Below are 25707 nucleotides of genomic sequence, written 5' to 3' on the forward strand. Positions count from 1 at the left end.
ATTAACCCCGCTGGAGAGGAGTGAAATCGGCGGGGTGGGACAATGCGCTCCAGTTCAAGAATTCTCGATGCGCCGGAGGAGAGGGACTGGGGGGTCGTCGTGAGACCCGGTCCTAGGCCCATTCCTTATCCTGTAAAGGGCGGTGGCTTCAGTTTCAAGTGCGCAAGGTGCGGAATCGAGGTGCTGCCCGAGTGGCTCTTCTGCCCAGACTGCGGCACTGGCATCGGCTGGGTCCGGCTTTGTAAGGTTGAGCTACAGTGCGGCATCTGCGGCGAGCCCCTCGAGCCGGGCTGGGAAAGGTGCCCGGCGTGTGCCTACCCTGTAGGGTGGTGAAAAGGCGGGAGCAGCGCTCCCGAAACCTTTTAATGCCCTATCCATTATTAAGGCCTCCGCAGCCGGGAAGGGAAGCGATGACCACAGTGTTCGACGTGCCCGCCGACGCACTCATAACAAGGGTGGCGGAGAAGCTCAAGCAGATGCCCGAGCTCGCCCCACCCGAGTGGGCGGCGTACGTCAAGACGGGGCCCCACAGGGAGAAGCCACCCGAGCAGAGGGACTGGTGGCACATCAGGATGGCCGCCATCCTTCGGAAAGTCTACATATTGGGCCCTGTGGGAAGCTCGCGGCTCTCCGCCAAGTTCGGCGGGGCGAGGGACAGGAGAGACGCCCCAAACATCTCGGTCAAGGGGAGCGGCTCGATATCGCGGAAGGGGCTCCAGCAGCTCGAGAGAGCGGGGCTGGTCACCACCACCAAGGGGCGGGGTAGGGTCGTGACTCCGAAGGGCAGGCGTCTGCTCGACAACACCGCCCACGAGGTTGCCCAGGAGCTCGAGAAGAAGCTGCCCGAGCTGGCGAAGTACTGAGGGGGCAGGGGGCCGATGGGCGACGATGAGGAGCTGGAGGAACTCAGGCGTAGGAAGCTGATGGAGCTCCAAGCCCAGAAGGAGCAGCTCGCCGAGGCCCGCGAGCGGGCGGCCGCTCTCGAGGCGCAGAGGCAGGCGATTCTTAGGGGAATTCTCACGCCGGAGGCGAGGGAGAGGCTGGGGCGGCTTCGCACCGCCTACCCCGAGATCGCCGCCGCAGTCGAGCAGCAGCTGATCGCGCTCGCCCAGAGCGGGAGGCTCGGCGACCACAGAATCGACGACCTTACGCTCAGGCAGCTGCTGGAGAGAATCGTGCCCCAGAAAAGGGAGATAAGAATAGTGAGGCGATAGGTTGAGCATCGAAATGGAGGTGGAGGCTGGACTGAGCCAGGTCCGGAGGGGAGCGAGAGGCAGTCCAGGGCAGGGAAGGGGCGAGTGAAATGGCGAGAAGGAAACCGCTCGGAAAAAAGCTGAGGCTACTCAAGGCAGTGAAAGAGAACAGGAGGGTGCCGGCCTGGGTGATGCAGCGCACCGCGCGCAGATTCACGAGGCACCCTAAGAGGCACCACTGGAGAAGGAACTCTCTGAAGAAATAGGGTGGTCTCATTGGTCGATGAGGAGCAGAAGAGGGAGAGGGTGATGACGGTGCCCCTCCGCTACCCGCACAACCAGCCCCGGACAAAGCGGGCCAAGGCCGCAATCGCCTTCATAAGGGAGTACGTGGGAAGGCACATGAAGGTGCCGCGCGAGGAGGTCTGGATAGACCCGATATTCAACGAGGTGGTCTGGAAGCGCGGAAGGCAAAAGCCGCCACCAAAGGTAAAGGTTAAGGCGGAGAAGTTCTGGGACCAGAAGCGGAGCGTGTGGTACGTTGAGGTGACGGTCCCATAGCGCTCCCCACCCGGAGCGGCGACCGGCCGGGGGAATGGCACATTGTTGAAGAGGCTGGACTTCAACGGCAACCCATACCTCGGCATTCTCTCGCAGGTCAGCGACACCTTGGCCGTCCTCGCACCCGACGCGGACGACGAACTCGTGAGGGAGTATTCTGAGTGCTTCGGCGCGCCCGTGGTCAGGACGACATTGGGCGGCTCCCGCGTTGTGGGCTCCCTGTGCGCGATAAACTCGTCGGGGATCGTCGTCACAGGCTTTGCGACCGACGAGGAGATGGAGGCAATAAGGAGGGTCGGCCCCCCCGGAATGCGCATACTACGCCTCCCCGACAAGCTCAACGCAGTGGGTAACAATGTTCTCGTCAACGATAGAGCCGCACTGGTCCACCCGGACCTCGGAAGGGCGTCGGTGAGGAGGCTTGCGGATGCCCTCGACGTCGAGGTCGTGAAGGGTACGGTCGCGGGCATGAAGACCGTTGGTAGCGCCGCCGTGGTCACGGCCAAAGGTGTGCTCTGCCACCCGAGGGCCAGCGCAGCTGAGAAAAAGGTTCTGAGGGAGGTGTTTGGGGTTCCGGTGACTGTAGGCACTGCCAACTATGGGTCTCCGATGGTCGGCGCCTGCGTCGTGGCCAACTCGAGGGGGATCGCCGCGGGCACCACGAGCACCGGAATTGAGCTCGGAAGGATGGAGGAGGCGCTCGGCTTTCTTTAATGCGAGGCTTCCGGGCTCTCTCACTCCCATAGAATTTGAGACACGACCTTTCCTATCCCATCCGGCTCCCGACCGTCCCAGTTGGCCAGCGCCTCTCCGTACTCCGCCTCAATCTCCCTGAGGACCCGCCTCATAGTCTCCCTGAGCCCGGGAGGCTCGGTCTCTCCCGAAGGGAAAGTCACCGCCAGATACAGGCTCCGGCCCGCCTCAATGAGAACGTTGAGCTCCCCGTGCTCGAGCCTCCTCAGGGCCCCGCCCTCTGTCTTGAATGCATCGCGTATGAAGTCCTGAATCACGAGGAGCATCCCGCTCACGCTCGAGCTGCTGAGCGGCCTCATGCTGCCCCCGGTGTACTGGTAGACGAGCCTCCCGTCCTGATGAATCAGGAAGATGTGCTCGAACCTTGTTGGCACCCTCCTTCCGCACGGCGAGAGGCCAGAGGGCCGGGGTGCGCTCTCGAGAGGCCTCAGGCACTCCGGGCAGCGGCGCTCCTCTGCAATCCTGACCCCCGCCAAGCGTCCAAGGGCATCCAGCATCCTCTCCGGCTCGTCCACGCTCAGCACCACCCTCTTAACGGGCCTTCCCGAGGAAGAGGGGAGGGGCACTGGTTCACGTAGTTCAACGTAGACCAGTGGGAAGGAGGAGAGGGTGACGTAAAGCGTGCTCCTCCGGGGCGAGAAGGATATGCTCTTTGGAGGCACTTCTTCGTCCGTCGCCCCAGCCTCCGAAATGCTTGAGGCCGGGAGGAATACAGAGAAGTACCATCCCTGACGGACCGTCAGGCCTGCCGGCGAGACCGTGTGTGCCGTCAGGAGGGGCGAGAGGGCGAAGAGGAAGAGCGGCGGTAGAGAGGCGGCGACCACGATAGCGACGTAGGCCTCCCCTGCCCCTGAGGCGAGCACCAAACCGGAGAAGAAGACCATCAGGAAAAGAATAGTCAGGAACCTCGAGAGCGGGTACCTCCCGCGGCTCCTGAAGCGGACCTCCCCCCGGGAGCCCCACCTAGACTGGCCACGCTCCGGGGCGCCGGACTCCTCTATCGCCCCTCCCCCCTTTCTCTCCTCACCCTCCGGCCGGCATTCGGGCCAGAGCCATCCTCCATCACTTCCACCCCTCTCCCTTGCCGAAACCCGGGCCAGCCACCACATCCATCTTCCGACCCCCCGCCATAGCCCGGGCCAGACATATTGCGGCCAGCGCCGCGAGGAGCAGTGGTGCGCCCGTCCCGGGGATGAATTTCCAGCCTTCCCGGCCCGCGGGGCGGGCTCCGGCGGGCCTCTCGAGCCAGACATGAGTCTGCGCGATCCCGGCGTTCCCGGAGGCATCGAAGGCCCTGACTGTGATGTTGCACCTGCCCTCTGGCAGGCCGGAGGTCTCGATGGTGTGCCTGAAGACCCCGCCACGGAGAGAACCTAGAATGCTCCTCCAGCCCAGCTCGCCGACGCGAACCTCGAGCCTCGCCACGCCCTGTGCGTCGGAGGCCACTCCCGTAATGTTGATTTCCTCCCCGATCCTCAGGAAGGAACCGGAACGTGGAGAGGTTATGCAAACCTCCGGGGAGACACGGTCCGCGAGGAGGAAGACCCTCGACACAGAGGCTGAGTTGCCCGCGCCGTCCACGGCGCTCACCTTGAGAGCGACCTCTCCCGGTCCCTCAGCCTCCGAACTGTTCCAGACATACGACCACTCCCCGCCGCGCAGGGCGCCCCCGAGGTCCACCCTGGCACCGGCGATTTCGAGCGTCAGAACCTTAATTCCAGAGACATCCCGCGCCTCCCCCTTCAGTACCACCTCGCTCCCGAGCTCGAGCTCCTCGAGCTCAGCTGGTTGGAGAATTCGCAGCTCCGGGGGAATTCTGTCCACCACTGTAAACTCAACCCCCGCGCTCCCGGACTTCCCCGTCTCGTCCAGCGCCGTGACCCTGATTGCGTGGGTGCCGCCCTCGAGGCCACCCGCGGGAATCAAGACCTCCCAGAGGGAGCCGTTGAGGGAGGAGGTGATATCCACGACGGGGTTTCGGTCTAGGGACATGAGCAGACACGAGACCCGGAGGTCATCCACCGCCCTCCCCGCCAGCACTATTGCTGAGCTCATGTCGAACACCTGACCCTGCGCCGGCCTCTCGATGCTGGCGCACGGCGGCTCGCGGTCCAGCTCTGCCACAACCCTGCTGCTGTTGACCCGGCCGAGAACGTCCTCTATAGTGGCGCAGAGCTCGTGAGGGCCCGCCGGCACACCGGACAGGTCCGCGTCGAAACGCCAAGTTCCGTTCCGGAGGTCCGCTCCGGGTGTGACGTTGATGGCTGGTCCATCGTCTATGGAGAGCCTGAGGGCCCGCAGACCCGCCCCCTGCGAGAGCCGGCCGGAGACCGGGAGGGGGCGACTGGTGTCGTAGACACATCCGGGCACGGGGTAGTCTATTGTGACGAATGGGGCGGGCGGCACAGACTCGACTGTCACCCGAATTCGTACCGTCTTGGCGGTCTCGAGAGTGTCCTCGCTCGCCAGAACTAAATACCACTCCTCCGCGGACAATAGACTGACCGTCCAGCTGAAGCTTTTCTGATTCAGAACGTGCTTCGCAGCCTCGAAATCTAGACCCGAGAGGTAGAGCTCGAGGTTGCTCCTGTTGACTATGAGAAGGTCAATGCTCAGTCCCGTCTGGATTGGCTGGACCGAGCTCGTCCCGACCTCTGGGTTTGGCGGCCTCTGCTCGCCGGCGAACACCTCGAACTCGAACTCGAGCCGGAGTCCCTCGCCCTCCCCCGGGCCGGAAACCGCGAGGGGGCGAGGCCACGGGAGGCGGCCTGGCAGGGTGATGTTGAAGGTGTAGTTCAGCCCCTCACCAATATAGGTCTTCTCCCGCCCCCCAGTACCTAGTTTGCTGAGGACATTGATGGTGAAGTTGTTTGCGGCGAGCACGAATGTCGCTCTTCCCTCTGTGTCGGTGTAGTTCCAGATCGCGGGGAAGGGGAAGCTGATGCCCTCGACGGGAATCGCCTGCTCCGCGAGCCAGTGGCTCATCATGAATACCCGGGCACCATCCACGGGGTAGCCGAGCGGGTCCCTCACTGAAACGGTCACAATTGACTGCGAGGGCGGTGGAATGTATTGTTCTGTGACCTCGAAGCAGTGGTCGTCTCCCCTCCACTTGAATATTCCCGAGCCGCCCCTCCTCCCCCAACCCTCCCAGTAGTTCATGAAATTGTCAATGACGGAACCGGAGTCGCTCCAGTAGTTGTCCCACTGGTGCCAGCCCCTCTCGTAGAACTCTATCCACACATGGTCCTCGCCGAGGAGGTTGACCCCAGCCGCTGGAATCAGCGCGGCCCTAGCCGCCGCCACGGTGAGGTCCTGAAGCTCCCCGCAGTTGCCGTTGTGGTGGTGGAAGATTCTCACTGGCTGAATCGGCCTCTCTCCATCCCCGCTCTCCCTCTCGTTGAGCGGCAGGGTCTTCGAGACCCAGTTGCTCACGCGCTCGATCGCGTGGTCCCCCCAATCCAGCGGACGGTAGTTGTTGAGGCCCGAGTCGTCGAAGCCCGGTGGGGAGGCATAGGAGGTGCAGTTCCAGAGGTACCTGATGCCGGAGAGCATGTCGGCGAGCCGGGGCGGCTTGATGGTCTTGGGGTAGTGATAATCCGGAACTCCGTCCCCGTTGGCGTCCGTGGGCGGGTCGGGCGGATACTCGGGGTCGGCGCTGAAGAAGATATAGCTCCGCCAGAACTTCCCCCGGGGCGGGGGGGCAGTGGCATTGGCGCTCCCCGAGGGTGCCTCCGGGTCTATATAGAGCGGGAGCTCGTCGGTGATTTTGGGGTGGACGATGTACCAGTAGTAGATCTCAGCCGGGAGCTCGAGCTCCCTCGCCCGGCCCGATTCATTGACAATGTACCTCACCGTCGACCGGTCGGGGAGGTCCACCACGCGCACATAGTCGAGATACTCGTCGTTCTCGTATATTGAGCGGGCGTTCTCGATATACAGCTCCGGAGACGACGCCCTCAGGGCCTCCACCGCGCTGTGCGCTATGGCGAACGCGAGCTCGTCAACGATTCTGTCCTCGGCATTAAGGATGGCTCGTGCATAGGCCGACGTGGCCCCGCTGAAGTTGAGGCGGGTCAGGTACACACGCGGGTCGTAGTAGCTCATGACGGGAGTGTACTCGTAGAAGGGCCATATGGGCCACGCAGGCTCAGTGGAGGTTCCGATGTTCTCGTAGTAGAGGCAGGACCCCTGTCCTTGCGCGAGCAGAAGGTCCCTTCGGCCGTCGCCGTTCATATCGCGAATGGAAGGGGCGGCGTCCGAAGAGGCCCTGATACCGGAGAATACTAGAAGGTCGTCTGGGGCCCACGCCAGAAGGCTCCGGGTTCCGATGTTCCTGAAGAAGTGAAGGATTCCATTCCCTCCCCCGACCGTCAGGTCCAGGTCGCCGTCTCCGTCGAGGTCCGCGAGCTCCGGAGCCGCGGGCCCGGGAACGGCGATGGAGGAGAAGAGGAGGGAGGCCGCCGTCTTCTCAAAGTCCCAGAAACTCCTGTTGCCCACGTTCTCGAAGTAGTGCACCCTTCCGGCCCCATCCCCGACGACGGCGTCCAGGTCCCCATCGCCGTCGAGGTCGCCGAGAGCGGGCGCAGCGCGGCTCCCCACCTCCGGGCATCTGGAGATGTCGTAGAGCTGGTAAGATTCTCCCTTCTCCACCTGTCCCTCTTTGAACTCGATTATAAAAACATAGCCCTCCTCGGTGCCCACGGCGAGCTCAAGTTGGCCGTCGCCCGTTAGGTCGCCTGAGGCGGGAAAGGGGCGGCTCAGGTTTATTCTGACTTCTATCGCTCGCTCGCTGGAGTAGAGGGGCCTCCAGACCGTCCCGAGATTGGGCAGGTATTCAAGGTCCCTCCCGGAGGGGCAGAAGATGTCTGGGTCCCCATCGAGGTCGAAGTCGCCAAGAGCCACCCGAGTCGTCACGAGGGGGTCCGCTGCTAGCTCCTTCAGTTTCTCCGCGAGGTCGCTCCTGAGCCATTCCGGAGCCCGGGAGACGGCCCGGGCCGCCTCATCGGAGAGCCCCGCACCCGGCCCCGGAAGGGCCATGGGGGCTATCCCGCCCTCCGGGCCAAAGGAGATGAAGAACCTCCCGCCCGCCTGGACCTCCACCGTGGCGTCGTAGGTTTCAGAGAGGTGGGGGTGGACGGGCGGCACCGAGAGGGAGAGGTCGTCCTGCGCGAGAGGAGAGGGGACGGCGTGGAGGGCCAGAATCAGGCAGAGCGTCAGCGTACCAGCTCTTCCGCTCACCTTCATTCAGACCCCCGCCAGATTCAAACACCTATCAACCTCCGGAATGATATAATTTTGGTCACGGCTCTGGAGGAGCCCGGAACTTTGATGCCCCGCCCGGGTCGCACCACCGGCTCTTTGGCCTGGCGGAGCGGTGACGCACCAGGGGAGTCCACTGGTCAACGAATCACTCGTTCTGCCGCTCCAGCAGCGAGCCGTCGCCGAAGAGCTTGTCGCGAACCGCCGGGTCGAGCACCTGCTCCATGCCGGCCCTCGCGGGCATCTCCTCCTTCTGCTTCTTCACGAGACCGGCCCTGAGCTCCGCCAGAAGGCCCGTGACAGCCAGCTTGCTCTTGCTCGCCACGAAGAACTCGAGGGTGCGGGTGTCGTCCCTCGCGGAAACCCTGACCACGATGGAGGCGTCCCGCCCCTTCGTCTTTCCGTAGTACCAGGCCTCCGCCCTCCAGGGCTGCTTCTCGAAGAACTCCCTGACCAGCCGGACGTCGTATCCTTCCACGACCCTCTTGCCCATCGCGAAGGCTTCCGCGATCGGGAAGCGGGGAGGGACGAGGAATATCTTGCTGTCCCTTTGGTCCAGCTCCTCCGAGACCATCCTTCTGAGCATCGCGGTGTTGATGTTCTGGTCGGTGTAGAGAATCGGACAGACGACCGTCACCATCCTCCTTTTCAGGGGCATCGTATGGAAGCCGCCTTTCGCGTCCCTGTAGGTGACCACTCCGTCCACGGCGGACTCGGTGCATATCTGCGGGTCCAAATAGTAGGCCACCGTCTTCTTCTCCTTCGGCCCGATGTTGCCCAGCAGAACCCTCTTTCCGCTCACAGGATAGTGTGGCTCGATTCTGTCCAGCCGGAGATTCTTCTCATCGAAGTGGAGGTCGAGGGCTACGTCGGCGACGAGAGTGTCGCCCTCGTTCTTCACCGCGACCTTCAGTCTCGCGAAGCCCTGGTAGAACTCGACCTCCGAGAGGACCCTGAGCTGCTCCGGGGCACCGGGCTCCGACCTCCTCTCGAGCTCCTCCAACTCCGCCGCCCTGAAGGCACTGAGCTCGTTCAGGAACTTCTTAGTTCCTGCGAGGAGGCCCAGGTCCCCGTCCCAGAATGGCAGGAGGGCGCTGTATTCGCCTTCTATATTCCGCAGGGTCTGGGCCATTTCCGCCCTCAGCCCGTCGGGCTCGGGCCCGGAGACCACCGCTGCCAGAACCAGGTGCTTGCTCCGCTCGAGCAATATCTTCCTTCCCCCGTACTCGACGGAGCCGAGCTGGACCTCCTCGCCCCTCGAGAGAGCGTCCTTTACAAAGTCCTGAATCACCGTCAGCATCGAGGCCATTATCTCGCTGCTGTCGTCGCCGTGGACCAGCCTGCGGGTGGTGTGCTGGACAAGCCTGCCGTCCCGGTATATCAGGAATATGTCGTCTATCGTGAAGGGCTCGCTCAGCGGAGCAAGGCCGCCCGCCCCTCCGCCGCCCCTCGCACCTCTCGCACCGGCCCTCCTCCTCCAGACCCCGTAAGCTCCGGCGCCTCCCGCCGCGAGCGCAAGAACAAGGGCGGCGGCGAGGGCCCAGAGACCGGATTCGCGGGCGGCGGGGGCGGCCGGCCCGACGCTGAGCTCCAGCGTGACCATATTGTTAATCTCGCTGCGCTCGTCTATCGAGTTGAGGGGGTCAACAAGCAGCTTCAGGGTGAAGTTCCCCTCTTCTGCCCTCCATTTCAGTTTTCCGGTGGTGTTCATCCCCTTTCCGAGCTCGAGATGGGAGCGGTTCCCCTTCAGGAGATCGTCTATGTAAAGGCTCACATTGAACGGCGGAGCCGCCGACCCTCCCCAGTTGTAGACCCTGTAGCCGACCACGACGCTGTCTCCGGCCCTCGGTCTGGAGGGATGGAGGGAGATGTCCTGTAGCTTGATTGCGAGGTCCGGGCGCGGGTCGTTGACGGTGATGTTGACCTCGGCATATGCCTCCGAATTCTCCAGCCGCCTCCCCTCTGTGTCCACGAGCCAGACCCTGATGATGTGCTGGCCGTTTGATAGGTTGGGGATGACGATGGGGTCGGTGGAGTACCAGTCCTCGTCGGGAGAGCCGCAGTGGTTGAACCGGATGTGGGGGCCGCCAGCGGCGCCGGAGAAGGTGAAGTTCTCCACAGCGAAGCTCACGAGCACCGTCCCGCAGGTCAGCTCCTCTCGATTTTTTGGGGAGAGAATTCTGATTTTCGGGACGGGGAAGACGCTGAATACGCTGATGTTCGCGGATAGAGTGATGTTGTGCCCCCGGCCGTCCGAAATTGTGGCAAGAACTGTGTGGTTGCCCTCGGAGAGATGGCAGGAGAGCTGGGGCCCACTACCAAGAGGAACGGAGCCGTCGAGCCAGACGATGGTCAGGAGGTCGCCGTCGGGGTCTTCGGCCTCGAGCGAGAGGAGAATCTCGTCGCTCGTGTTGAACCTCGCCCCCTCCGCGGGCGAGAGGAGCCTGACCGTCGGCGGGCGGTTGACCAGATACTCCACCGGAACCGTGTAGTTGTTGCCCGCGACGTCCACTGCCCTGACGAGAATTCTGTGGATGCCTGGGGTGAGGTTGAGCTCTGCCCTCCAGTTGGCGGTGCCGCTGGCGGGGCGCCACTCCCCGTCGTCTACTCTGAACTCGACGCGCTCGAGGCCTGAGAGGGCGTCTGAGGCGGTTCCGTAGAGGGTGAAGCTGGTGGTGTTGACCTGCGGGCCCAGGGGGGCCACAATCACCAGCTCGGGTGGGACGCGGTCCACCCTGACCGCCCGGGGCTCGCTGAAAGGTCCCCACACGCCCTCCGGGTCCCTCGTCCGGACGCGCCAGTAGTAGCGGCCGTCCGGGAGCACGGGGGCGCAGGCGCACTCCCGGGACTCAACGTTTCCACTGTCGTATTCTATTGAATCAAAGCCGGGGGATTCGTCGACCTGGAAGCGGTAGCCGCCCTGTAGCCCGCCGTCGCCGTCCCTGAACTCCCACGAAAAAAGGAAGCCCGCGCACGCCCAGCCTTCTTCAGCAGGCGAGATGAGGAGGGGGGCGTCTGGCCATCTGTCGTAGCCGACCCTGACCTCTTCGAGCAGGGGCGAGAGCTCAGGGGTGTTCGTGCTCAGGAGAGCCCGGTACTGGAACCACCTGTCGCCGTCATGGCCGGTCCAGAGGCTCTGGCCGGATGATTCGTAGTATGTGCCCTCCGTCCCGTCAGGGCCAATGAATGGTCTCTCCCTCAGACCGGCCTCTGTCGGGGCGGTCCTGAGCTGGAATCTTATCGCCGTGCCTTGGGGAAAGGAGCCCTTCCAGCCGATGGTCTGGAAGAGCGAGGGGCCGCCCGCGTCTATGGATGCTGAGGTCAGGCAGCCCTGCGGGCAGAAGCCCGTCAGGTTGAGGAGCCAGGTGTCGCTCCTGTAGGTGCCGGCGCTCTGGCCCCCGAAGAGGATTGCTTTCTTCATTCCAGAGAGCGCGGCGAGGGCGTGGTCGTGCCTCGCGCTGGGGCGCGGGTTCGAGTCCCTCTGGAGCCATTCATTGTCTTCGACATCGTAAATCCACGTGTCCCGCCGGTTCTCGTAGCCGCCGAAGAGCACCAGCCTGTCCTCGCCCGGAATCTGGGCCATGACGCTGCCCAAGCGGGCCGGGGGGCTCAGCGGGGGCGACCTCTGGGACCATGTGTTCTCGCTGGCGTCGTAGACCCATGTGTCGTTGGCGGGGAGGCCGCCGACAGAGCCCCCGAAGAGAACCACTCTGTCGTCCCCCCAGACGGGGGCGAGGGAGAATGTGTCTCTTGGCGCCGGGCTCTCGGGCGGGGAGAGCTGGGTCCAGTTCCCCTCGCTCAGGTCGAAGACCCACGTGTCGTTAAGACAAGCGTTCCCGTTCCAGCCGCCGAAGAGGAGGACGCGGTCGGTTCCGTGGATGGTGGCGAGGGAGTGGTGGCTCCGGGCCGGGGGCGAGGCCGCTGGGGTGAGTCGGGTCCAGTTGCCCTCGCTCATGTTGAAGAGCCAGGTGTAGCCGGAGACGCCGTAGGAGGTCTCTCCCCCGAAGAGGAGGAGCAGGTCCGTGCCGTCGAACGGGGCGAGGCCCGCGGCCCGGCGGGCCCTCGGAGCGGCGGGCGGGGCGAGCCGGGTCCAGCAGCAGTCGCTCAGGTCGAAGAGCCATGTGTCGTTCAGGTAGCCGCCCGCGCCCGAGCCGCCGAAGAGCAGGACCTTATCGGTGCCGGGCACCGTTGCAATCGAGTGCTGGATGCGCGCCTCCGGGCTCGAGCCGGGCTGGAGCTGCCTCCAGACCGCTGTCCCCATCAACTCGAGCTGGGCCCGGCCGTCGAGGATGGTCAGGTTCTCCATGGTGCCGTTCCCGAAGTCGGTGGCGGCGGACTCGATGAGAGTCGAGGCCGCGGAGGAGCTGCGGCTGGCGTCTGGCAGGGGGAGCGAGGCCAGAACGAGGATGGACACGATTGGGAAAACTCTGAGCGCTCCGCCCACCCGTGCCCCGCGAGCCACCCTTCCAAACACCCAAAGTAAATTAGCATTGTGACTTCTATTATATAGTTGTTGGTACGAATTCGAATTGAAGCCGCGCTGCCTCTCTCAGTCCTCTCACGAATTTCGCCGGCCCCAACCCCCCGTAAGCTCTTCCCGGGTAATCCCCGCCCTGACGAACCCCGTTCGCTCCCGGTGCTCTCCCATCCAGTCCATCCGCCTCCCCCCGTCCGGAGCCCCAATCGCCCCTCAGGCGGATGAAACCTGTCCCGGAGGATGGCCGGTAAAATGCTCAAGCTATCCGTGCCGGCAAAGCCTGTGAGAGCGGCCGGAACCGCCTCAGCTCTGGATTCCCGTCACGGCCTCCTCTGCGTCTACAAGCCCGTGGCCGAAGTAAATATTTGGCTGCGTTTCACCGAGTTTGTCCGCCGTATCCTGGAGGCAGTTCTGAACCTCGTCGGGGTCCCACTTATCATTATTGTCACTACTGTCATATTCATCAGGAATTGTCGTCGCAAGCACCAGAGCCGCAGTGCCGCTCACGTGCGGGCACGCCATGCTGGTGCCGCTGAGGGTCTTGTAGGTGTCGCCCTTGTAGGTGGAGTAGATGTCCACGCCCGGCGCGACGAGGTCAAGTGCGTCGCCGTAATTGGACCAGTCAGGCCTGTAGAGACTCCCGTCATTATTTTGACCCACGGCTCCGACTGCGATTACAGACTCATACGCCGCGGGATAAAGGATGCTTCCTCCATCGTTCCCCGCCGCCGCCACCAGAACGATTCCAGCGCTCTTTGCGGCGTCGCAGGCGGCCTTGAGGGCGGACGAATCTGTCGAGCCCCCGAGGCTCATAGATATTACCTGAATGCCGTTATTAATGCACCACTGAATTCCTTTTATAATGTCGGAGTAGAAACCGTTCCCCTGACTGTTCAGGACCTTGACCGCGTAAATCGAGGCCGAGTGGGCAACACCAACGACGCCGATTTTATTCTTCACGGCCGCGATTATTCCCGCGCAGTGGGTCCCGTGGCCGTTGTCGTCCTCGTAGCTCTTCCTCGAGTTGATGATGTTCACCCCTCCCTTGATATTGTCCTTCAGGTCGGGGTGATCGCGGTCGATTCCCGTGTCCAGAATCGCGACCTTGACGCCGGAGCCAGTTGAATTGCTCCAGGCCAAATCCGCGTCTATTCTGTCAACGCCCCATGGTGTCGTTTCATTGGGCTGGGGGGGCGGCTGGGGCTTTTCATTGCCCTTCGCCTCGTCCTTTGCGTCCCCGCATATCGAGGCCTCCGCGTCCTCCTCCACAGCCTTGATTTTGTCGCTCTTCTTCAGCGCCTTAATGTCGTCCTTCCCCATCTTCGCGACCGCGGCCGGGATGATTGTGAGGGTGTCGAGCACCTCTCCATTGTTGTCCTCGATGAGCTTCCTGTCCACCTTCTCCTTGAAGAGGACAATCACCCTCGCCTTCTCCTCGTCCCTCGCGCCCGCGAGCCCCGCGAGCCCGGACGCGACAATCAGAAACGCTGCTCCCAGACAGACAAATGCGCGCACTCCGTTCATCCCTAATCCCTCCCCTGCCTCATGCAGAAACCCGGGTCTGCACAGCTCCATCCGTTTCCCCGCATTTAAGATTTATTGTTGGGCCCCGGGCGAGGTCAGGCGTAGCCATCGGTGCGCGGAACCTGCGCTCCCAGCAGCTCCTCGACGAACTCAGCCTCGGGCGGCGCCCCCCGGATTTCGGTCCTCCCGTTCACGACTGTCCTGGGCGTTGAGTCCACTCGGTACATTTCGGCTATCTCGGGGAAATCCGTGATGCTGAAGACCTCCGTGTGGACGAAATCGCTCCCGACCGCCAGCCTGAGCGCGAGGGAGGAGAGGCGCGCGCATAGGGGCGAGGCGCTGTTCACGAAGACCCTAAGCCTCAAAGGCCTTTTTATCGCTCCAAGGCGCTCCTGCGCGGCCGGGGAGAGGCCCGGTAGCCCCGAGGATGCGGCATCTATGGCCTCGGCGAGCGCCTGAAATGAGTAGCCGGAGGGGACTCCATAAAAACGCATGGTCCCCCTGTTCCTCCCCGCAATGAGCGTCGCAGGAAAAAGGGAGACCCCGAGCTCTTTGCACTTCGCGGCATCGCTGGTCTCGTCGTAGACCCTGAGCATTATCATCGAGTTGGCCGAGGCGAGCTCCTGCCAGAGCTTCACGCCCTCCAGAGACGCCGAGGGGCACTTGGTGCTTCCGAAGAAAAAGAGACCGACGGGCTCGGTGATTGAGGAGACGGAGTGTAGAGCCCTCCTGAGGAGATAGCTCGACACGGGCGGCCGCGGGCCCGTCCGGCGCGCCCGGGCGGGCTTTCTGGCACGGGGACCCGGGTGCGCCCCTCCTCCCCTCTCGCTTCTGCGGAAGCCCATGGCTAGGTCTATGCCCTAGGAACGGTTATTGTTTTCGCTCGGTGTGGAGCGCGTCGAGAACGGCATCATCCGTTTCGGAAACCCCAGCGCTCCGCTCAGCCCGAACGCCGGAAATGAGTCTTATCCGGTTCTGCGCGGGCGCCCGCAAGCTTTTATACCGCCGGAGCCGTTGCGAGGCCTTGGAGGGATGGGATGGACTGGGGTCTCAGGAACCGCCTCAACCGCATCATCAGGCCGAAGGACGGGAGAACAGTTATGCTCGCTGTGGACCACGGTTATTTCATGGGACCAACGACGGGGCTCGAGGACTTCAGGAAGACGATAAACCCCCTCCTGCCCTACGCAGACACGGTCATGCTCACCCGCGGCGCCCTCCGCAACTACATCCCGCCCGAGTGCGAGACGCCGGTGGTCCTTCGGGTCTCTGGCGGCACGAGCATCCTGAGCAAGGAGCTCCTACACGAGGGGAGCATAGCGAACATAGAAGAGGCGATCAGGCTCAATGTCGCAGGAGTGGCTTTCTCGATACTCGTCGGCGCGGACTTCGAGCGCGACACCCTCCTCGAGTTCTCGAGGTGGTGCGACGAGTGCGGGAAGTACGGAATTCCGATGGTAGCGGTGACGGCGGTCGGGAAGGAGATGGCTAGGGACGCGCGATACATGAGCCTCGCATCGCGCATCGCGGCGGAGCTCGGGGCCCACATCGTTAAGACCTACTACGTCGACGGCTTCGAGAAGGTCGTCGAGACGTGCCCGGTGCCCATTGTGATCGCTGGAGGCAAGAAGGTGCCCGAGCTCGATGCGCTCAAAATGACAGCGGCGGCGTTGGAGGCGGGCGCGGTCGGGGTCGACATGGGCAGGAACATCTTTCAAGCCGATGACCCTGTGGCGATGATAAGGGCGGTCAGGGCGGTTGTGCATGAGAGGCACACGCCAGAGGAGGCCTACAGCCTGTACCAGGAGTTGATGAAGGGGGGGAAGTAGTCCGTCTTTCGGTGGCCGGGAACGTGGGGCCCGATGGCGCCGGAGAACGGCTGACGGTAATAAAGAGCGAGGGCGGAGGCGGAGGGTTGGTATGAATAAAAGAATGATGAAGGTCGCGGTATACTACAGGAACGACGACGTCCGTATTCAAGAGGTCCCGGTTCCGGAAATCGGTCCCGGCGAGCTGCTGATGCGCATCGAGGCCAGCGGAATCTGTGGCTCGGATGTCATGGAGTGGTATCGGGTCCGGAAGGCTCCCCTCGTCCTTGGCCACGAGGTCGCCGGGGTGGTCGAGGAGGCGGGCGAGGGCGTGAGAGAATTCAAAAAAGGCGACAGAATCGTTGCGGCCCACCACGTCCCCTGCAACACCTGCAAGTATTGCCTAAGGGGCCACCACTCCGTCTGCGACACTCTTCGCAGCACGAACTTCGACCCGGGTGGTTTCGCGCAATACGTCCGACTTCCTCGGATAAATGTGGACCGGGGCGTTTTCCGACTCCCGGACGAGCTCTCCTTTGAGGAAGGGACCTTCGTCGAGCCATTGGCCTGCGTTCTGAGGGGCCAGAGAATCGCTGGCCTTAGGCCGGGGGAGAGCCTCTTCGTAATAGGCTCGGGAATATCGGGGCTCCTCCACATCGCGGCAGCCAAGGCCCTAGGTGCGGGAAGAATTCTCGCCACGGACATCAACCCCCAGCGCCTCCATTTCGCAAAAATGATGGGCGCGGACGAGGTCTTCTTATCCGAGGGGGAGCTCTCGGAGAAGTTGAAGAAGGCCAACGGGGGCCTCGGGGCCGACTTTGTTGCGGTCTGCACCGCCGCTGCGCCCGCGATTAGAAGCGCTTTCAAGTGCGCGGACAGGGGGGGCAGAATTCTTTTCTTCGCGCCAGCGATGCCGGGCGAGACATTCCCCTTCCCCCTGTACGAGCTGTGGAGGGACGGGGTGAGCATCCACTTCTCCTACGCAGGCCCGCCGGCTGACATGATGGCGGCCCTCGAGCTCCTTCGCAGCCGGAGAATACTCGTCGGCGGGATGGTGACCCACCGCCTCCCCCTCTCCGAGACCGCGAGGGGCTTCGAGCTCGTGGCGAAGGCGCAGAGCTCTGTCAAGGTGATCATCCGGCCCCACGGATGAGCCTAGGAGGCAGAGAGACGAGTCAGATAAGTCCGGCGAAAAACACCGCGCCCGTCGCCACCATGAGGCCGATGATACCACTCGCCTGCCAGGTATTGTATCTGCAAATATCCTTCATGTACCTCGTCGCTTCCTCGATGGGCCTCGTGGCGCTCGCCCTGTACATCTTCCAGAGCCCGGTCACTGGTATGTAGTAGCCCAGCAAAACCACGGGCGTCATAAGGGCGAAGAAGATGGGCGTGGTCATTCCGGGGAGCGCGGATATCGACCCCGACCTGGTCTGCATGTGCCAGTAGAGGCCGGCGAAGACGACGATGATGCCCGCGAAAATGGAGACGAGCGCGACCCTGAGGGATCTCCCCATCCCCCATCGCACTGGAGGCGTCATCACCCCTCCGGCTCTGTCCTCGAGGTAGTCGATCGCCTGGTTAGCGAATGCGATTCCATAGTGAAGGATGCTGAAGCCCACAACAATTGTCAGTGGCGCGGGCGCGATTTCACCAGCTATTGCAAAGAGAACGAAGAGGCCCGGAATCAGGAAGGCGGAGAGGGTGAGGGAGACGGCGTGGAGCCATCCCCGCACCTTGAAATGCAGGGGCGGAATCGAGTAGCCCACGCCGAAGAATGTGCCCACTGCGACGAGAGCCGCCGGAAAAAGGCTCTCCATTATGATGCAGATGTGCGCAGTCAGGGCGAATGCCAGCGCGAGCTGCGTGACTATAATGGCGATGATGTTTCTGTCCCCCACCCTCTCCACGGCCTCCGGAATTTTGTTCTTGAAAATCGTGTAGCGCTTGTCTATCTCTCGGTCGGTGTAGGCGTTGGCGATGAAGCCAACGAAGTAGAGCAGAACGAACACGAGGATTGCCTCAATGACCTCCGGCGCCAGAATTCGGCTCGGCGAGGACGCCCCTATAAAGTAGATGGTCAGAAGCCCGGGAATCTCGGCGGGCAGGTACTCCGCTCGACTCATGCGGAGGTACGCTACCGGCCACGAAAGGCTGCTCATCTTCCCCGGACCACCGGCGCCCTTCAATGTTGGGCGGACGTTGAAAGCCCTACAAATATTTATCGCTTTATGTCCAGTAAGTTCCAGCGTTAAGACCCTCATTTCCTGTGGAAACGGTAAGCCAATTGGCCGGCCTCTAGTTCAGAGGCTGCACACCATAATAGGCCGCATAATAGGCCGCCTCAACCTTATCTCATACAATCCAAACGCCGTGAAATTTCCCGCCTCACTCTTCACTCCACGTTCGCGCTTGACCTGTGCTCTGGCCATTATAAGCTAAAACATCCAGCGTCTTCGCAGGTATTTCGAAGTCACGCTCTCGAGTTCTATATGCAGCTTCAATCCCCCATTGGCCAGGCGGCTGGCCCCCAGATACGCGCTGAAACGGTCCAATGACTTCATCTCGTAGAGCTCTCCAATCTGGGCATGAAAGACACCGGGTGAGGCGGAGGACAATGGCCCTCAGTTTGTGGGCTGCGCTCTCACTATTCGTCTTCTCGACCGACGCGAGCGCGATGACACGAGCGAGCTCCCAATCGCTGGAGTGGGCTTCCGGTCCATTCGGGGAACTTGCTTCCCGGAACAGCTCATTGATAAGGTTATATGGCACCCTGACCACTGGTTAGAAACGGCTCTACGGCCGTTTTTCATCAACATCCGCATAGTCGGGCCTAAAAAATAGGGTTCTCTTTTATATCCCCGGATGGGCCGACTAAATGCTGGCTCGGGCTATCTGGGCCCCGCATTGAAGCTCCTGGCACCAAATAAAATTAATACTTGGAGCCCCTAAGGATTCTTGAGACAAAATGCCTGAGTGGCGCGGCCCGCTCGAGAGAGTGGATGAGTACCGCTGGAGAATTCCGAAGAGCTACAAGCCCGGGATGCGGACCTCCGGGGTCATCTACGCCAGCCCGGGCCTCATCGACAGCGTTCTTAGGGACGAGGCGCCAGAGCAGGTGGCCAATGTCGCCACTCTGCCGGGCATAGTCGGCGAGTCTCTGGCGATGCCCGACATCCACTGGGGCTACGGGTTCCCCATCGGTGGCGTCGCCGCCACGGACGCGGAGGAGGGTGTAATATCGCCCGGCGGCGTGGGCTACGACATTAACTGCGGCGTCAGACTCCTTAGGACGGAGCTCGATGCGGGCGAAGTCAGGGGGAGGCTCGGGGAGCTCATTGACACGCTTTTCCACGAGGTACCGTCGGGTCTGGGCTCAAAGGGAAAGGTCAGGCTCGAGACGCGCGAGCTCGACGCCGTTCTCGAGGGCGGGGCGAGGTGGGCGGTCGAGAGGGGCTACGGCCGGCCCGAGGACCTCGAGAGTCTGGAGGAGGGGGGGAGGATGGAGGGCGCCGACCCTTCGAAGGTGAGCCAGCTCGCGAAGCAGAGGGGCGCGCCGCAGCTTGGGACCCTCGGCGCGGGGAACCACTTTCTCGAGATTCAGAGGGTTGATGAGATCTACAACGAGCGCGCCGCGCGGGCGCTGGGAATCGATGAAAAGGACCAGATAATGGTGATGATTCACACGGGCTCGCGCGGCTGCGGCTACCAGATATGCGACGACTACCTGAGGGTGATGCACCGCGCCTACAGAAAATACGGCATCCAGCTTCCCGACGAGCAGCTCGCGTGTGCGCCGATGGGCTCCCCCGAGGCCTCCGACTACCTCAGGGCGATGGCCTGCGCCGCCAACTACGCATGGGCGAACCGCCAGCTAATCACGCACTGGGTCAGGGAGGCCTTTACAAAGGTTCTGGGGAAGAGAGAAGACGAGCTCGGGCTGGAGGTCGTGTACGACATCGCCCACAACATCGCTAAACTCGAGGAGCACGAGGTAGAGGGGAGGAGGAGGAGGCTCGTGGTCCACAGGAAGGGTGCCACGAGGGCCTTTGGGCCCGGGACAGAGGCGCTGGGGCCGAGGTTCCGCTCGCTGGGCCAGCCGGTCCTGATTCCGGGCAGCATGGGCTCGGAGAGCTATGTGCTCCTCGGCACGGAGAGGGCGATGCGCGAGACATTCGGGAGTGCGTGCCATGGCGCGGGGCGCGTGATGTCGCGCAACGCGGCCATAAAACGCTTCCGCGACAGGGAGATTATCGAGGCGCTCAGGGGCGCTGGCATCTACGCGCGCGGGGCGAGCGACACGGTGATGTCCGAGGAGGCGCCCGCGGCCTACAAGGACGTCTCAAGTGTCGTTGAGACTTGCCACGGTGCGGGAATAGCTAGGAAGGTCGCGAGGCTGAGACCGCTCGGGGTAATGAAGGGCTAGGTGGTTCCGCTCGTCGGTCCGCGCTCCCAGAGCCCGCGCCACGACGCGCTCGGGGAGCTCTAGGGCGGGCTCGGCGTCTCCCCACCGCGAGGGCGCCTTTTCCGTGAAAAGTCAGGATGGACAGGGCGGAGAGCTCCACCGGTGCGGATGCCCTCACGAGCCGGTGGCGCTGGCATTATCGGTGGCAAGACGCGACCAGAACTCCAGCGCCCGCTTTTTGAAGGGCAGGACCTCGACCTCGCCCGAGGGAACCTTGAGGGTGCTCCTCTCGTTCATTGTGACCAGAACCCCCCGTGAGAGGCCCAAGGAGCTCATCACCTCCCCCAGTCCCTCGAGCTCCCTCGATCCCGTCGCGGGGCGGGAGAGGCCGAGCGAGACCGGATTCCTCAGATTCCCGCGCGTCCGCCTGATCCTGAGGGGTCCGGGGACGGAGGCGAGGGTTAAGGCGGCGACAGCCTCGAGCTTCTCCACGCTCGATACGCCGTACCTGCTCGCGATGTCGTGGTGGAGGATGTCCGTGAGAATTCCGTGGACCGCCCTGCGCCTGAGGTCGGGCTCGAGGATGCCTATCGCCTGTGGAAAGGCGGTGGAAGAGATGAACTCGGAGGCGAGGGCCGAGGCCGCCTCGGCGTCGCGCGCGACATCGACGCCCCTAAACCTCGCGTATTCCGCGAGGTCCGGTGGAAGGACCTCGATGTCCATGTGCCGGCCCGTGAGCAGGCTGGCGAGCTCTCCGGAGAGGATTTTTGAGGAGGAGCCGGAGACGAGAATTCTGGTCCCGTCCCTCCTCTCGTGCCGCAGGGCCTCTCTGGCTCCCCGATATAGCACGGCCGGGAGACTCCAGCGAAAGGCCTCCCGTCCTCAGAAGTTTTAGGGCTGGAGACTCTCCTTCAGGGGGCTGTCATCGACATCCATTGTCACTCCTCTGAATTTTACGCTCCCACGGCGACACTGATTCTAATAACGGCCGAAGGGCCCGGATATATCGGACTGAGGCTCTGAGGGTCCGGCCACACTAGCCCGGCCGGAAGACATTCCCTAATGACACGCGCCCCACGCTCCACCATCAGGCAGCCCGCGGGCGCCAAATTTCCCGACCGCTCTGCTCCTCTTCCAACCTTTATTGGAATTTCTCCAGCTCTTTAATCAGCGTCTCTACGGTGTAAGCGCTCCTCGTCGCGCCCGGCCCTCCCTCCTTCCCCCCTTTCTCCTTCTCTCCGGCCCCTCGCCCTCCCTCATCACCACCCCTCCCCGTCGTTTCCTCTCTTGTCAACTGCGCTCCCTCATCTCCTGCCCCTTTCCCTCCCGCGGCTCGTACTTTCTCCTCTTCCTTCCCCACCCCCTCCATCTCTTTAGGCCCTTTTGCCCTCTCTGCCGCTTTCTTTTCCTCTTTTGTTTTTACCCCATCCTCCCCTCTTTCCTTCTTTTCTTTGTCCTCTACCCCCTCCTCCCCTTTTCCCCCGACATCCTTCTCTCCCGCGCCCTCTTTGCCCTCGCCCCCATCCTTCTTCGCTTTCTCTTCTTCCACGAGCTCCTTCTTTCCTGCGCCCTCTTTCTCCTCTCCCCGCTCTTCTTTCACCCCGCCCCTGCCCTCTTCATCCGCCACGTCCCCCTCCGCCTCCTTCCTGTACTTCTCCTCCAGCTCCTCCTCGCCCGGGAAGGCCTTTCTCTCCTCCTCCCTGGAGAGCCCCGCGGCCCCGGCCTCCCCGACCGCAATCTCGGGCCGGCTCTGCCCGGGCCTCCTGACGAGCCTCCTGTAGACATAGTACATCGCCGCCAGCAAGGCGACCACCACGAGCGCGAAGAGAAGCGCGGTCATGAAGGCGTTGCTTGTGTGGACAGGAATCGGATAGCCGTCGAAGGTGATGCGGAGGGTCTGGGAGCCCGTCAGGTCCACCCCGCGCGACTCGGTCTGGTCCACGGGCGTGAGCAGATAGGTCGTTCTCAGGTGAGCGAAGACCCTGTACTGGCCAACGGGCAACCTGAAGATCGCGCGACCCGACGGGCCCACGAGCGCCGTGTCCGCGACGTCCACCGCCAGCCCGCTGCGCAGGGTGAAGACCGTGAGCTGGACCCCCTCCAGAGTCCTGCCGTCCCTGTCAAAGACCTTCACAGTCAGGTAGAATACCTTGCAGGAGACCGGGAGGGCCGCGTCGGAGTCGAGTGCATGTGCGGCTGACCCCACCTCCACCCCTCTCCAGCGGACCACGATATCGAGGACCTGCGCCGGAAACCTGAAAACGGCCATTCCATCCGCGCCACTGACGAGCGAGGTCGCCAGCTCGGGCCTGCCCGCGGGGCATACCAGTATCTCCGCGCCCTGGAGTTGGACGCCGTCGACGTCGGCGCAGGCGACGGTCAGGTAGAAGACCCGGCACTGCACCGTCACACTCTGGTCTAGCGCAAGCTCGAACCCGATGGTCTCGTTGACTGCCACGTCCCTCCAAGTGATGAGAATCGTGTAGCGCCCCACCGGGAGCCGCGCGGTGACCTGCCCGTCGGCGCCGGTGACGCCGGTGTCGAGAACGTTCCCGGTTAACTCCTGCCTGAAGACTACCGTGGCGTTCTCGAGAATTCTGCCCCGGGAGTCCACGGGCCTGACGGTGAGGTAGTGGATTAAGCACTTTATCGTCAGGGAGCCGTCGGCGATCAGCTCGTAGTCGGTGTCCGGGCTGACGAGCTGGTCCTGCCAGACCGCCGTGAGCTTGTACCTATCCGCCGGCAACCTGAAGGTCGCCACGCCGCTCTCGTTAGTGGCGCACGCGCCCATCAGCTTGCCAGAGAGGAGCCTGAAGGCCGAGAGCTGGACGGCCTCCACGCGGGCGCCGCGGGAGTCCACGGCCCCTACCTCGAGATAGTACACGGAGCAGCGGAGGGTGAGGAGGTGGCTGGCGTTGACACTATGGTCCGTGACCGAGCCCACCGGGACGCCGAGCCAGGTCACCGACACATTCACGGGCCCCGCCGGGACCCTGACCGTGACAATTCCGCTCTGGGGGGTTCTGAGGCTCTCGACGAGCTTCCCGTCGCTCAGGCTCACGCGGATGTAGGCGTCGTCGAGAGGAATGCCACGAGAGTCGACCGCGAGGACGTCCAAGTAGTGGACCGCGCAAACGATGAGGAGTGAGTCGTCCCCGGTGACCTCGTACAGGGGTGTCTCATTGACCACAACGTCCCTCCAGAGCACCAAAATGCTCACGGGCGCGGCGGGCAGCCTCGAGACGGCCATGCCGCCGTAGTCCGTCGTCCGTGCGTCGAGCAGCGCCCCGTTGCCCGCGAGTCCGATGCGCACCTGCGCCATCTCGACCGGGGCATCCCTATCGTCAACGGCGGAGATGGTCAGGTAGTGCACGCTGCACCGGACCACCAGCTCCCCGTCACCGGTCAGGTTGAACGAGTCTGTCCTGTTCACAGGGACATCATGCCAGCTCGCCTCGATAAGCAACTCTGCGGCGGGGAGGCGAGAGCTCAGGCTGCCGTCGGCGCCGGTTCTCCTAGAGTCCAGTATGCGGCCGGTGGCGACGGAGCTGACCCGCACCTCCACGCTCTCGAGGGGAAGAGCCCTCGAGTCGACTGTGACTATGGTCAGGTAGTGGACCCGGCACCCGGCCACGTGGGTGGTGTCGTCGGGCACATCCACATCCCCGGCCTCATAGACCGGCAGGTCCCTCCAGTGAACCGTGATGTTGTAGAGGCCAGTCGGCACCCTGACGACGACCTCGCCCTCCGGAGAGCTGAGCCCCGAGCCCATCACCTTGAGGCTCCCCGAGCCCGTCACGGTGCACAGGGCGCTCTCGAGCGGGGCGCCCCTGGAGTCCACAGCCCGGACGGTGAGGTAGTAGATGCGGCACACGACCTCCATCTCCATCTCCCCGTCCACGAGAATGGAGGCCGTCTCGTTCACAACGGCGTCGCTCCAGACGACTCTGAGGTCGTAGCGCCGAATCGCGAGCCTGAACACCGCCCGGCCCTCGATGTCGGAGAGCTTTGAGTCTGCGACGATGCCGGTCGAGCTGTCCGTGACAACGACCTGCGCACTCGGCACCGAGCCCCCGCGCGGGTCCACGAGCCTGAGGCTCAGGTAGAACACGCTCGTGTGAATCGTGTAGGTCTCGTTGCCATCCACCACGACTACCGTCCGATTGACCTCCACCCCTCCCCAAACAATGCTGAGCCTGTAGGGGCCGGCGGGCGTCTGGTAGAGGGAGAATTCGCCGCTCGCGTCAGTCCTGAAGGGAAGAATCGAGGCGCTCCCGTTGGGGTAGTGGACATAGACTGCCGCGTCCTCGAGGGGCGTCTCCCTGCTGTCCACGGTGCGGAAGGTCGGGTAGTAGACCCGGCAGTAGAGCACGAGGGGGTTGAGCTCGGTCACGTTGTCGGTCACCTCAACCAGCTCGCTCGCGACGCGCACGCCCCTCCAGTAGACCCTGAACACGTAGGGCCCGGGCTGCATCGAGAGGTTCGTCAGGCCGGCGGGGCCGGTCAGGTTCCTGTCCACCACCCTCTCGAGGACCGTCGCCTGAACCTCCGCGCCGCTCAGGGGCTGCCCGGTCGAGTCCAGCGCGAGGACGTTGACGAAGCGCGGGGTGCCTATGAAGAAGAAGGAGCTGTTGCTGACCGCGTAGGGGCCGTAGTTGTAGTTCATGAAGTAGTGGTAATAGTAGTAGCCGTTGTTGTCCACGGCCCACACGGTTATGTTGTAGCGACCGGGGTCGGCGCCGCTGTAGTTCCACGCAAGCTCATAGGTGCTGGAGAAGGACACGGGGGTGCCCAAGACCCTGTACATCGTGGCGTTGTCGATAATGGTTGCCCCGGAGGGGCCGACGAGCGTGCAGCTCGCCCAGCGGATATCGTAGCCGCCGAAGGGGTCCGTCACGGTCGCGCGGATGACGGCGGTGGTGTTTGGGGCGTTGCTCTGGAAGCCCGACTCGGGGTTCCCGTCCGGGTCGAAGGTGCTGACCGACTGGACCTCCAGATAGTTCTCGCAGGGAAGAACGACCCGGCTGTTGTTCGTGGCCGTGTCTATATAAATGGCCTTGTAGATGCCCGACCCACCCGAGACCTGAAGGCTCATGTGTATCGTGGAGCCAGAGGCGAAGGTGTGCCTGAAGCCCGGGATATCGAAGGAGTAGTACTGCGGGGCCGAGGCAGGGTTGTAGTTCGCGCTGAAGGCCGTGGAGGTCCAGTTCTCCGCGCCCGTGCTGTTCCTCTCCGAGAAGGTTATCTGGACCTGGAAGTTGTTGTTGGAGCCGGAGTAGTTCCCCCAGAAACCGACGGTCACGGTGCCGTTGACCGTCAGGTCGGAGGCGAGCACGGGCACCATGTAGAAGTCCATCACCAGATTCTTGTCGCCGTCAATGGTGTAGTTGGTCTTTGCCCAGTACTGGCTCGTGTTGAAGGTCAGCTGGGTCGCCTTCCCGTTCACAGTCGGGCTGGTCGGGTCCCAGTGGAGCCAGAGGACCATGTTCTTCACTGTTCCGCGCCCGGCGTCCCTGCCCTCCTCGCCGGCGGCGGGAACCGCGATGAGAATCGCGCAGACGGCCAGTGCGGTCAGGAGCAGCGCGGCGCTCCCGAGACAAGCTCTCGAAGCCATTCGTATCGCCCCTCACTCGTTTTGATACGTCCATGACGGGAGAGTATAAAAGCCGTTTATGGTTCGGTTTCGAATTGTCCCCCCCGGACCGGCAGATGTTTTATATTGAT

The 25707-nt window shown here is 63.2% G+C and carries 17 protein-coding genes; 9 read left to right on the top strand and 8 right to left on the bottom strand.

Features of this window, described 5'->3' with window-relative positions; genetic code table 11:
* Window positions 1–42: 42 nt before the first annotated feature.
* The 6 genes from QW379_03680 (at window position 43) to QW379_03705 (ending at window position 2468) form a co-directional block, all read left to right on the top strand.
* Window positions 43–333, top strand: coding sequence for a hypothetical protein (locus tag QW379_03680; GenBank protein ID MEM2869507.1), 291 nt, complete (start codon window positions 43–45; stop codon window positions 331–333).
* 77 nt (window positions 334–410) lie between these two features.
* Window positions 411–863, top strand: coding sequence for a 30S ribosomal protein S19e (locus QW379_03685; protein MEM2869508.1), 453 nt, complete (start codon window positions 411–413; stop codon window positions 861–863).
* Between the two features lie 15 nt (window positions 864–878).
* On the top strand, window positions 879–1214 hold the full coding sequence (locus tag QW379_03690; GenBank protein MEM2869509.1) for a DNA-binding protein: 336 nt from the start codon (window positions 879–881) through the stop codon (window positions 1212–1214).
* Between the two features lie 89 nt (window positions 1215–1303).
* Window positions 1304–1459, top strand: coding sequence for a 50S ribosomal protein L39e (locus tag QW379_03695; protein MEM2869510.1), 156 nt, complete (start codon window positions 1304–1306; stop codon window positions 1457–1459).
* A gap of 10 nt (window positions 1460–1469) precedes the next feature.
* The gene (locus QW379_03700) at window positions 1470–1754 is read left to right on the top strand and encodes a 50S ribosomal protein L31e (GenBank protein ID MEM2869511.1); all 285 of its coding nucleotides are present in this window, start codon (window positions 1470–1472) and stop codon (window positions 1752–1754) included.
* Between the two features lie 42 nt (window positions 1755–1796).
* The gene (locus tag QW379_03705; protein MEM2869512.1) at window positions 1797–2468 is read left to right on the top strand and encodes a translation initiation factor IF-6; all 672 of its coding nucleotides are present in this window, start codon (window positions 1797–1799) and stop codon (window positions 2466–2468) included.
* A gap of 20 nt (window positions 2469–2488) precedes the next feature.
* Here QW379_03705 and QW379_03710 read toward each other — a convergent pair whose 3' ends face one another.
* The 5 genes from QW379_03710 to QW379_03730 all read right to left on the bottom strand — a co-directional run bounded on the left by QW379_03710 (window position 2489) and on the right by QW379_03730 (window position 14615).
* Window positions 2489–3616, bottom strand: a complete 1128-nt coding sequence (locus tag QW379_03710; protein ID MEM2869513.1) for a hypothetical protein — start codon at window positions 3614–3616, stop codon at window positions 2489–2491.
* Window positions 3570–7754, bottom strand: a complete 4185-nt coding sequence (locus QW379_03715) for an FG-GAP-like repeat-containing protein (GenBank protein ID MEM2869514.1) — start codon at window positions 7752–7754, stop codon at window positions 3570–3572. The genes QW379_03710 and QW379_03715 overlap by 47 nt, the downstream gene beginning before the upstream one ends.
* Window positions 7755–7917: 163 nt before the next feature.
* Window positions 7918–12243, bottom strand: coding sequence for a kelch repeat-containing protein (locus tag QW379_03720; GenBank protein ID MEM2869515.1), 4326 nt, complete (start codon window positions 12241–12243; stop codon window positions 7918–7920).
* 306 nt (window positions 12244–12549) lie between these two features.
* Window positions 12550–13770 (bottom strand): S8 family peptidase, encoded by a 1221-nt coding sequence (locus tag QW379_03725; GenBank protein MEM2869516.1) that lies wholly within the window; start codon window positions 13768–13770, stop codon window positions 12550–12552.
* A 95-nt stretch (window positions 13771–13865) separates the two neighbouring features.
* Window positions 13866–14615 (bottom strand): thioredoxin family protein, encoded by a 750-nt coding sequence (locus QW379_03730; GenBank protein MEM2869517.1) that lies wholly within the window; start codon window positions 14613–14615, stop codon window positions 13866–13868.
* A 192-nt stretch (window positions 14616–14807) separates the two neighbouring features.
* Between QW379_03730 and lsrF the strand changes: the two genes are divergently transcribed.
* Window positions 14808–15599 carry a 3-hydroxy-5-phosphonooxypentane-2,4-dione thiolase gene (gene lsrF / locus QW379_03735; protein MEM2869518.1) on the top strand — a complete coding sequence of 264 codons (792 nt, stop codon included), beginning with the start codon at window positions 14808–14810 and terminating at the stop codon, window positions 15597–15599.
* Window positions 15600–15690: 91 nt separating this feature from the next.
* Window positions 15691–16731 (top strand): alcohol dehydrogenase catalytic domain-containing protein, encoded by a 1041-nt coding sequence (locus tag QW379_03740; GenBank protein MEM2869519.1) that lies wholly within the window; start codon window positions 15691–15693, stop codon window positions 16729–16731.
* A 22-nt stretch (window positions 16732–16753) separates the two neighbouring features.
* Here QW379_03740 and QW379_03745 read toward each other — a convergent pair whose 3' ends face one another.
* The gene (locus QW379_03745; protein ID MEM2869520.1) at window positions 16754–17767 is read right to left on the bottom strand and encodes a UbiA family prenyltransferase; all 1014 of its coding nucleotides are present in this window, start codon (window positions 17765–17767) and stop codon (window positions 16754–16756) included.
* A gap of 779 nt (window positions 17768–18546) precedes the next feature.
* Between QW379_03745 and QW379_03750 the strand changes: the two genes are divergently transcribed.
* Window positions 18547–20004: an RtcB family protein gene (locus QW379_03750; protein ID MEM2869521.1), complete on the top strand. Its 1458-nt coding sequence runs from the start codon at window positions 18547–18549 to the stop codon at window positions 20002–20004.
* Between the two features lie 153 nt (window positions 20005–20157).
* On the opposite strand, the gene QW379_03755 is transcribed toward QW379_03750, so the two are convergent.
* Together QW379_03755 and QW379_03760 are read right to left on the bottom strand one after the other, a co-directional pair.
* Window positions 20158–20832 carry an AAA family ATPase gene (locus tag QW379_03755; protein MEM2869522.1) on the bottom strand — a complete coding sequence of 225 codons (675 nt, stop codon included), beginning with the start codon at window positions 20830–20832 and terminating at the stop codon, window positions 20158–20160.
* Between the two features lie 292 nt (window positions 20833–21124).
* Window positions 21125–25597 carry a hypothetical protein gene (locus QW379_03760; GenBank protein MEM2869523.1) on the bottom strand — a complete coding sequence of 1491 codons (4473 nt, stop codon included), beginning with the start codon at window positions 25595–25597 and terminating at the stop codon, window positions 21125–21127.
* Between the last annotated feature and the right edge of the window lie 110 nt (window positions 25598–25707).

It is taken from the genome of Thermoplasmata archaeon (assembly GCA_038851035.1).
In the GTDB taxonomy this organism is placed as follows: domain Archaea; phylum Thermoplasmatota; class DTKX01; order VGTL01; family VGTL01; genus JAWCLH01.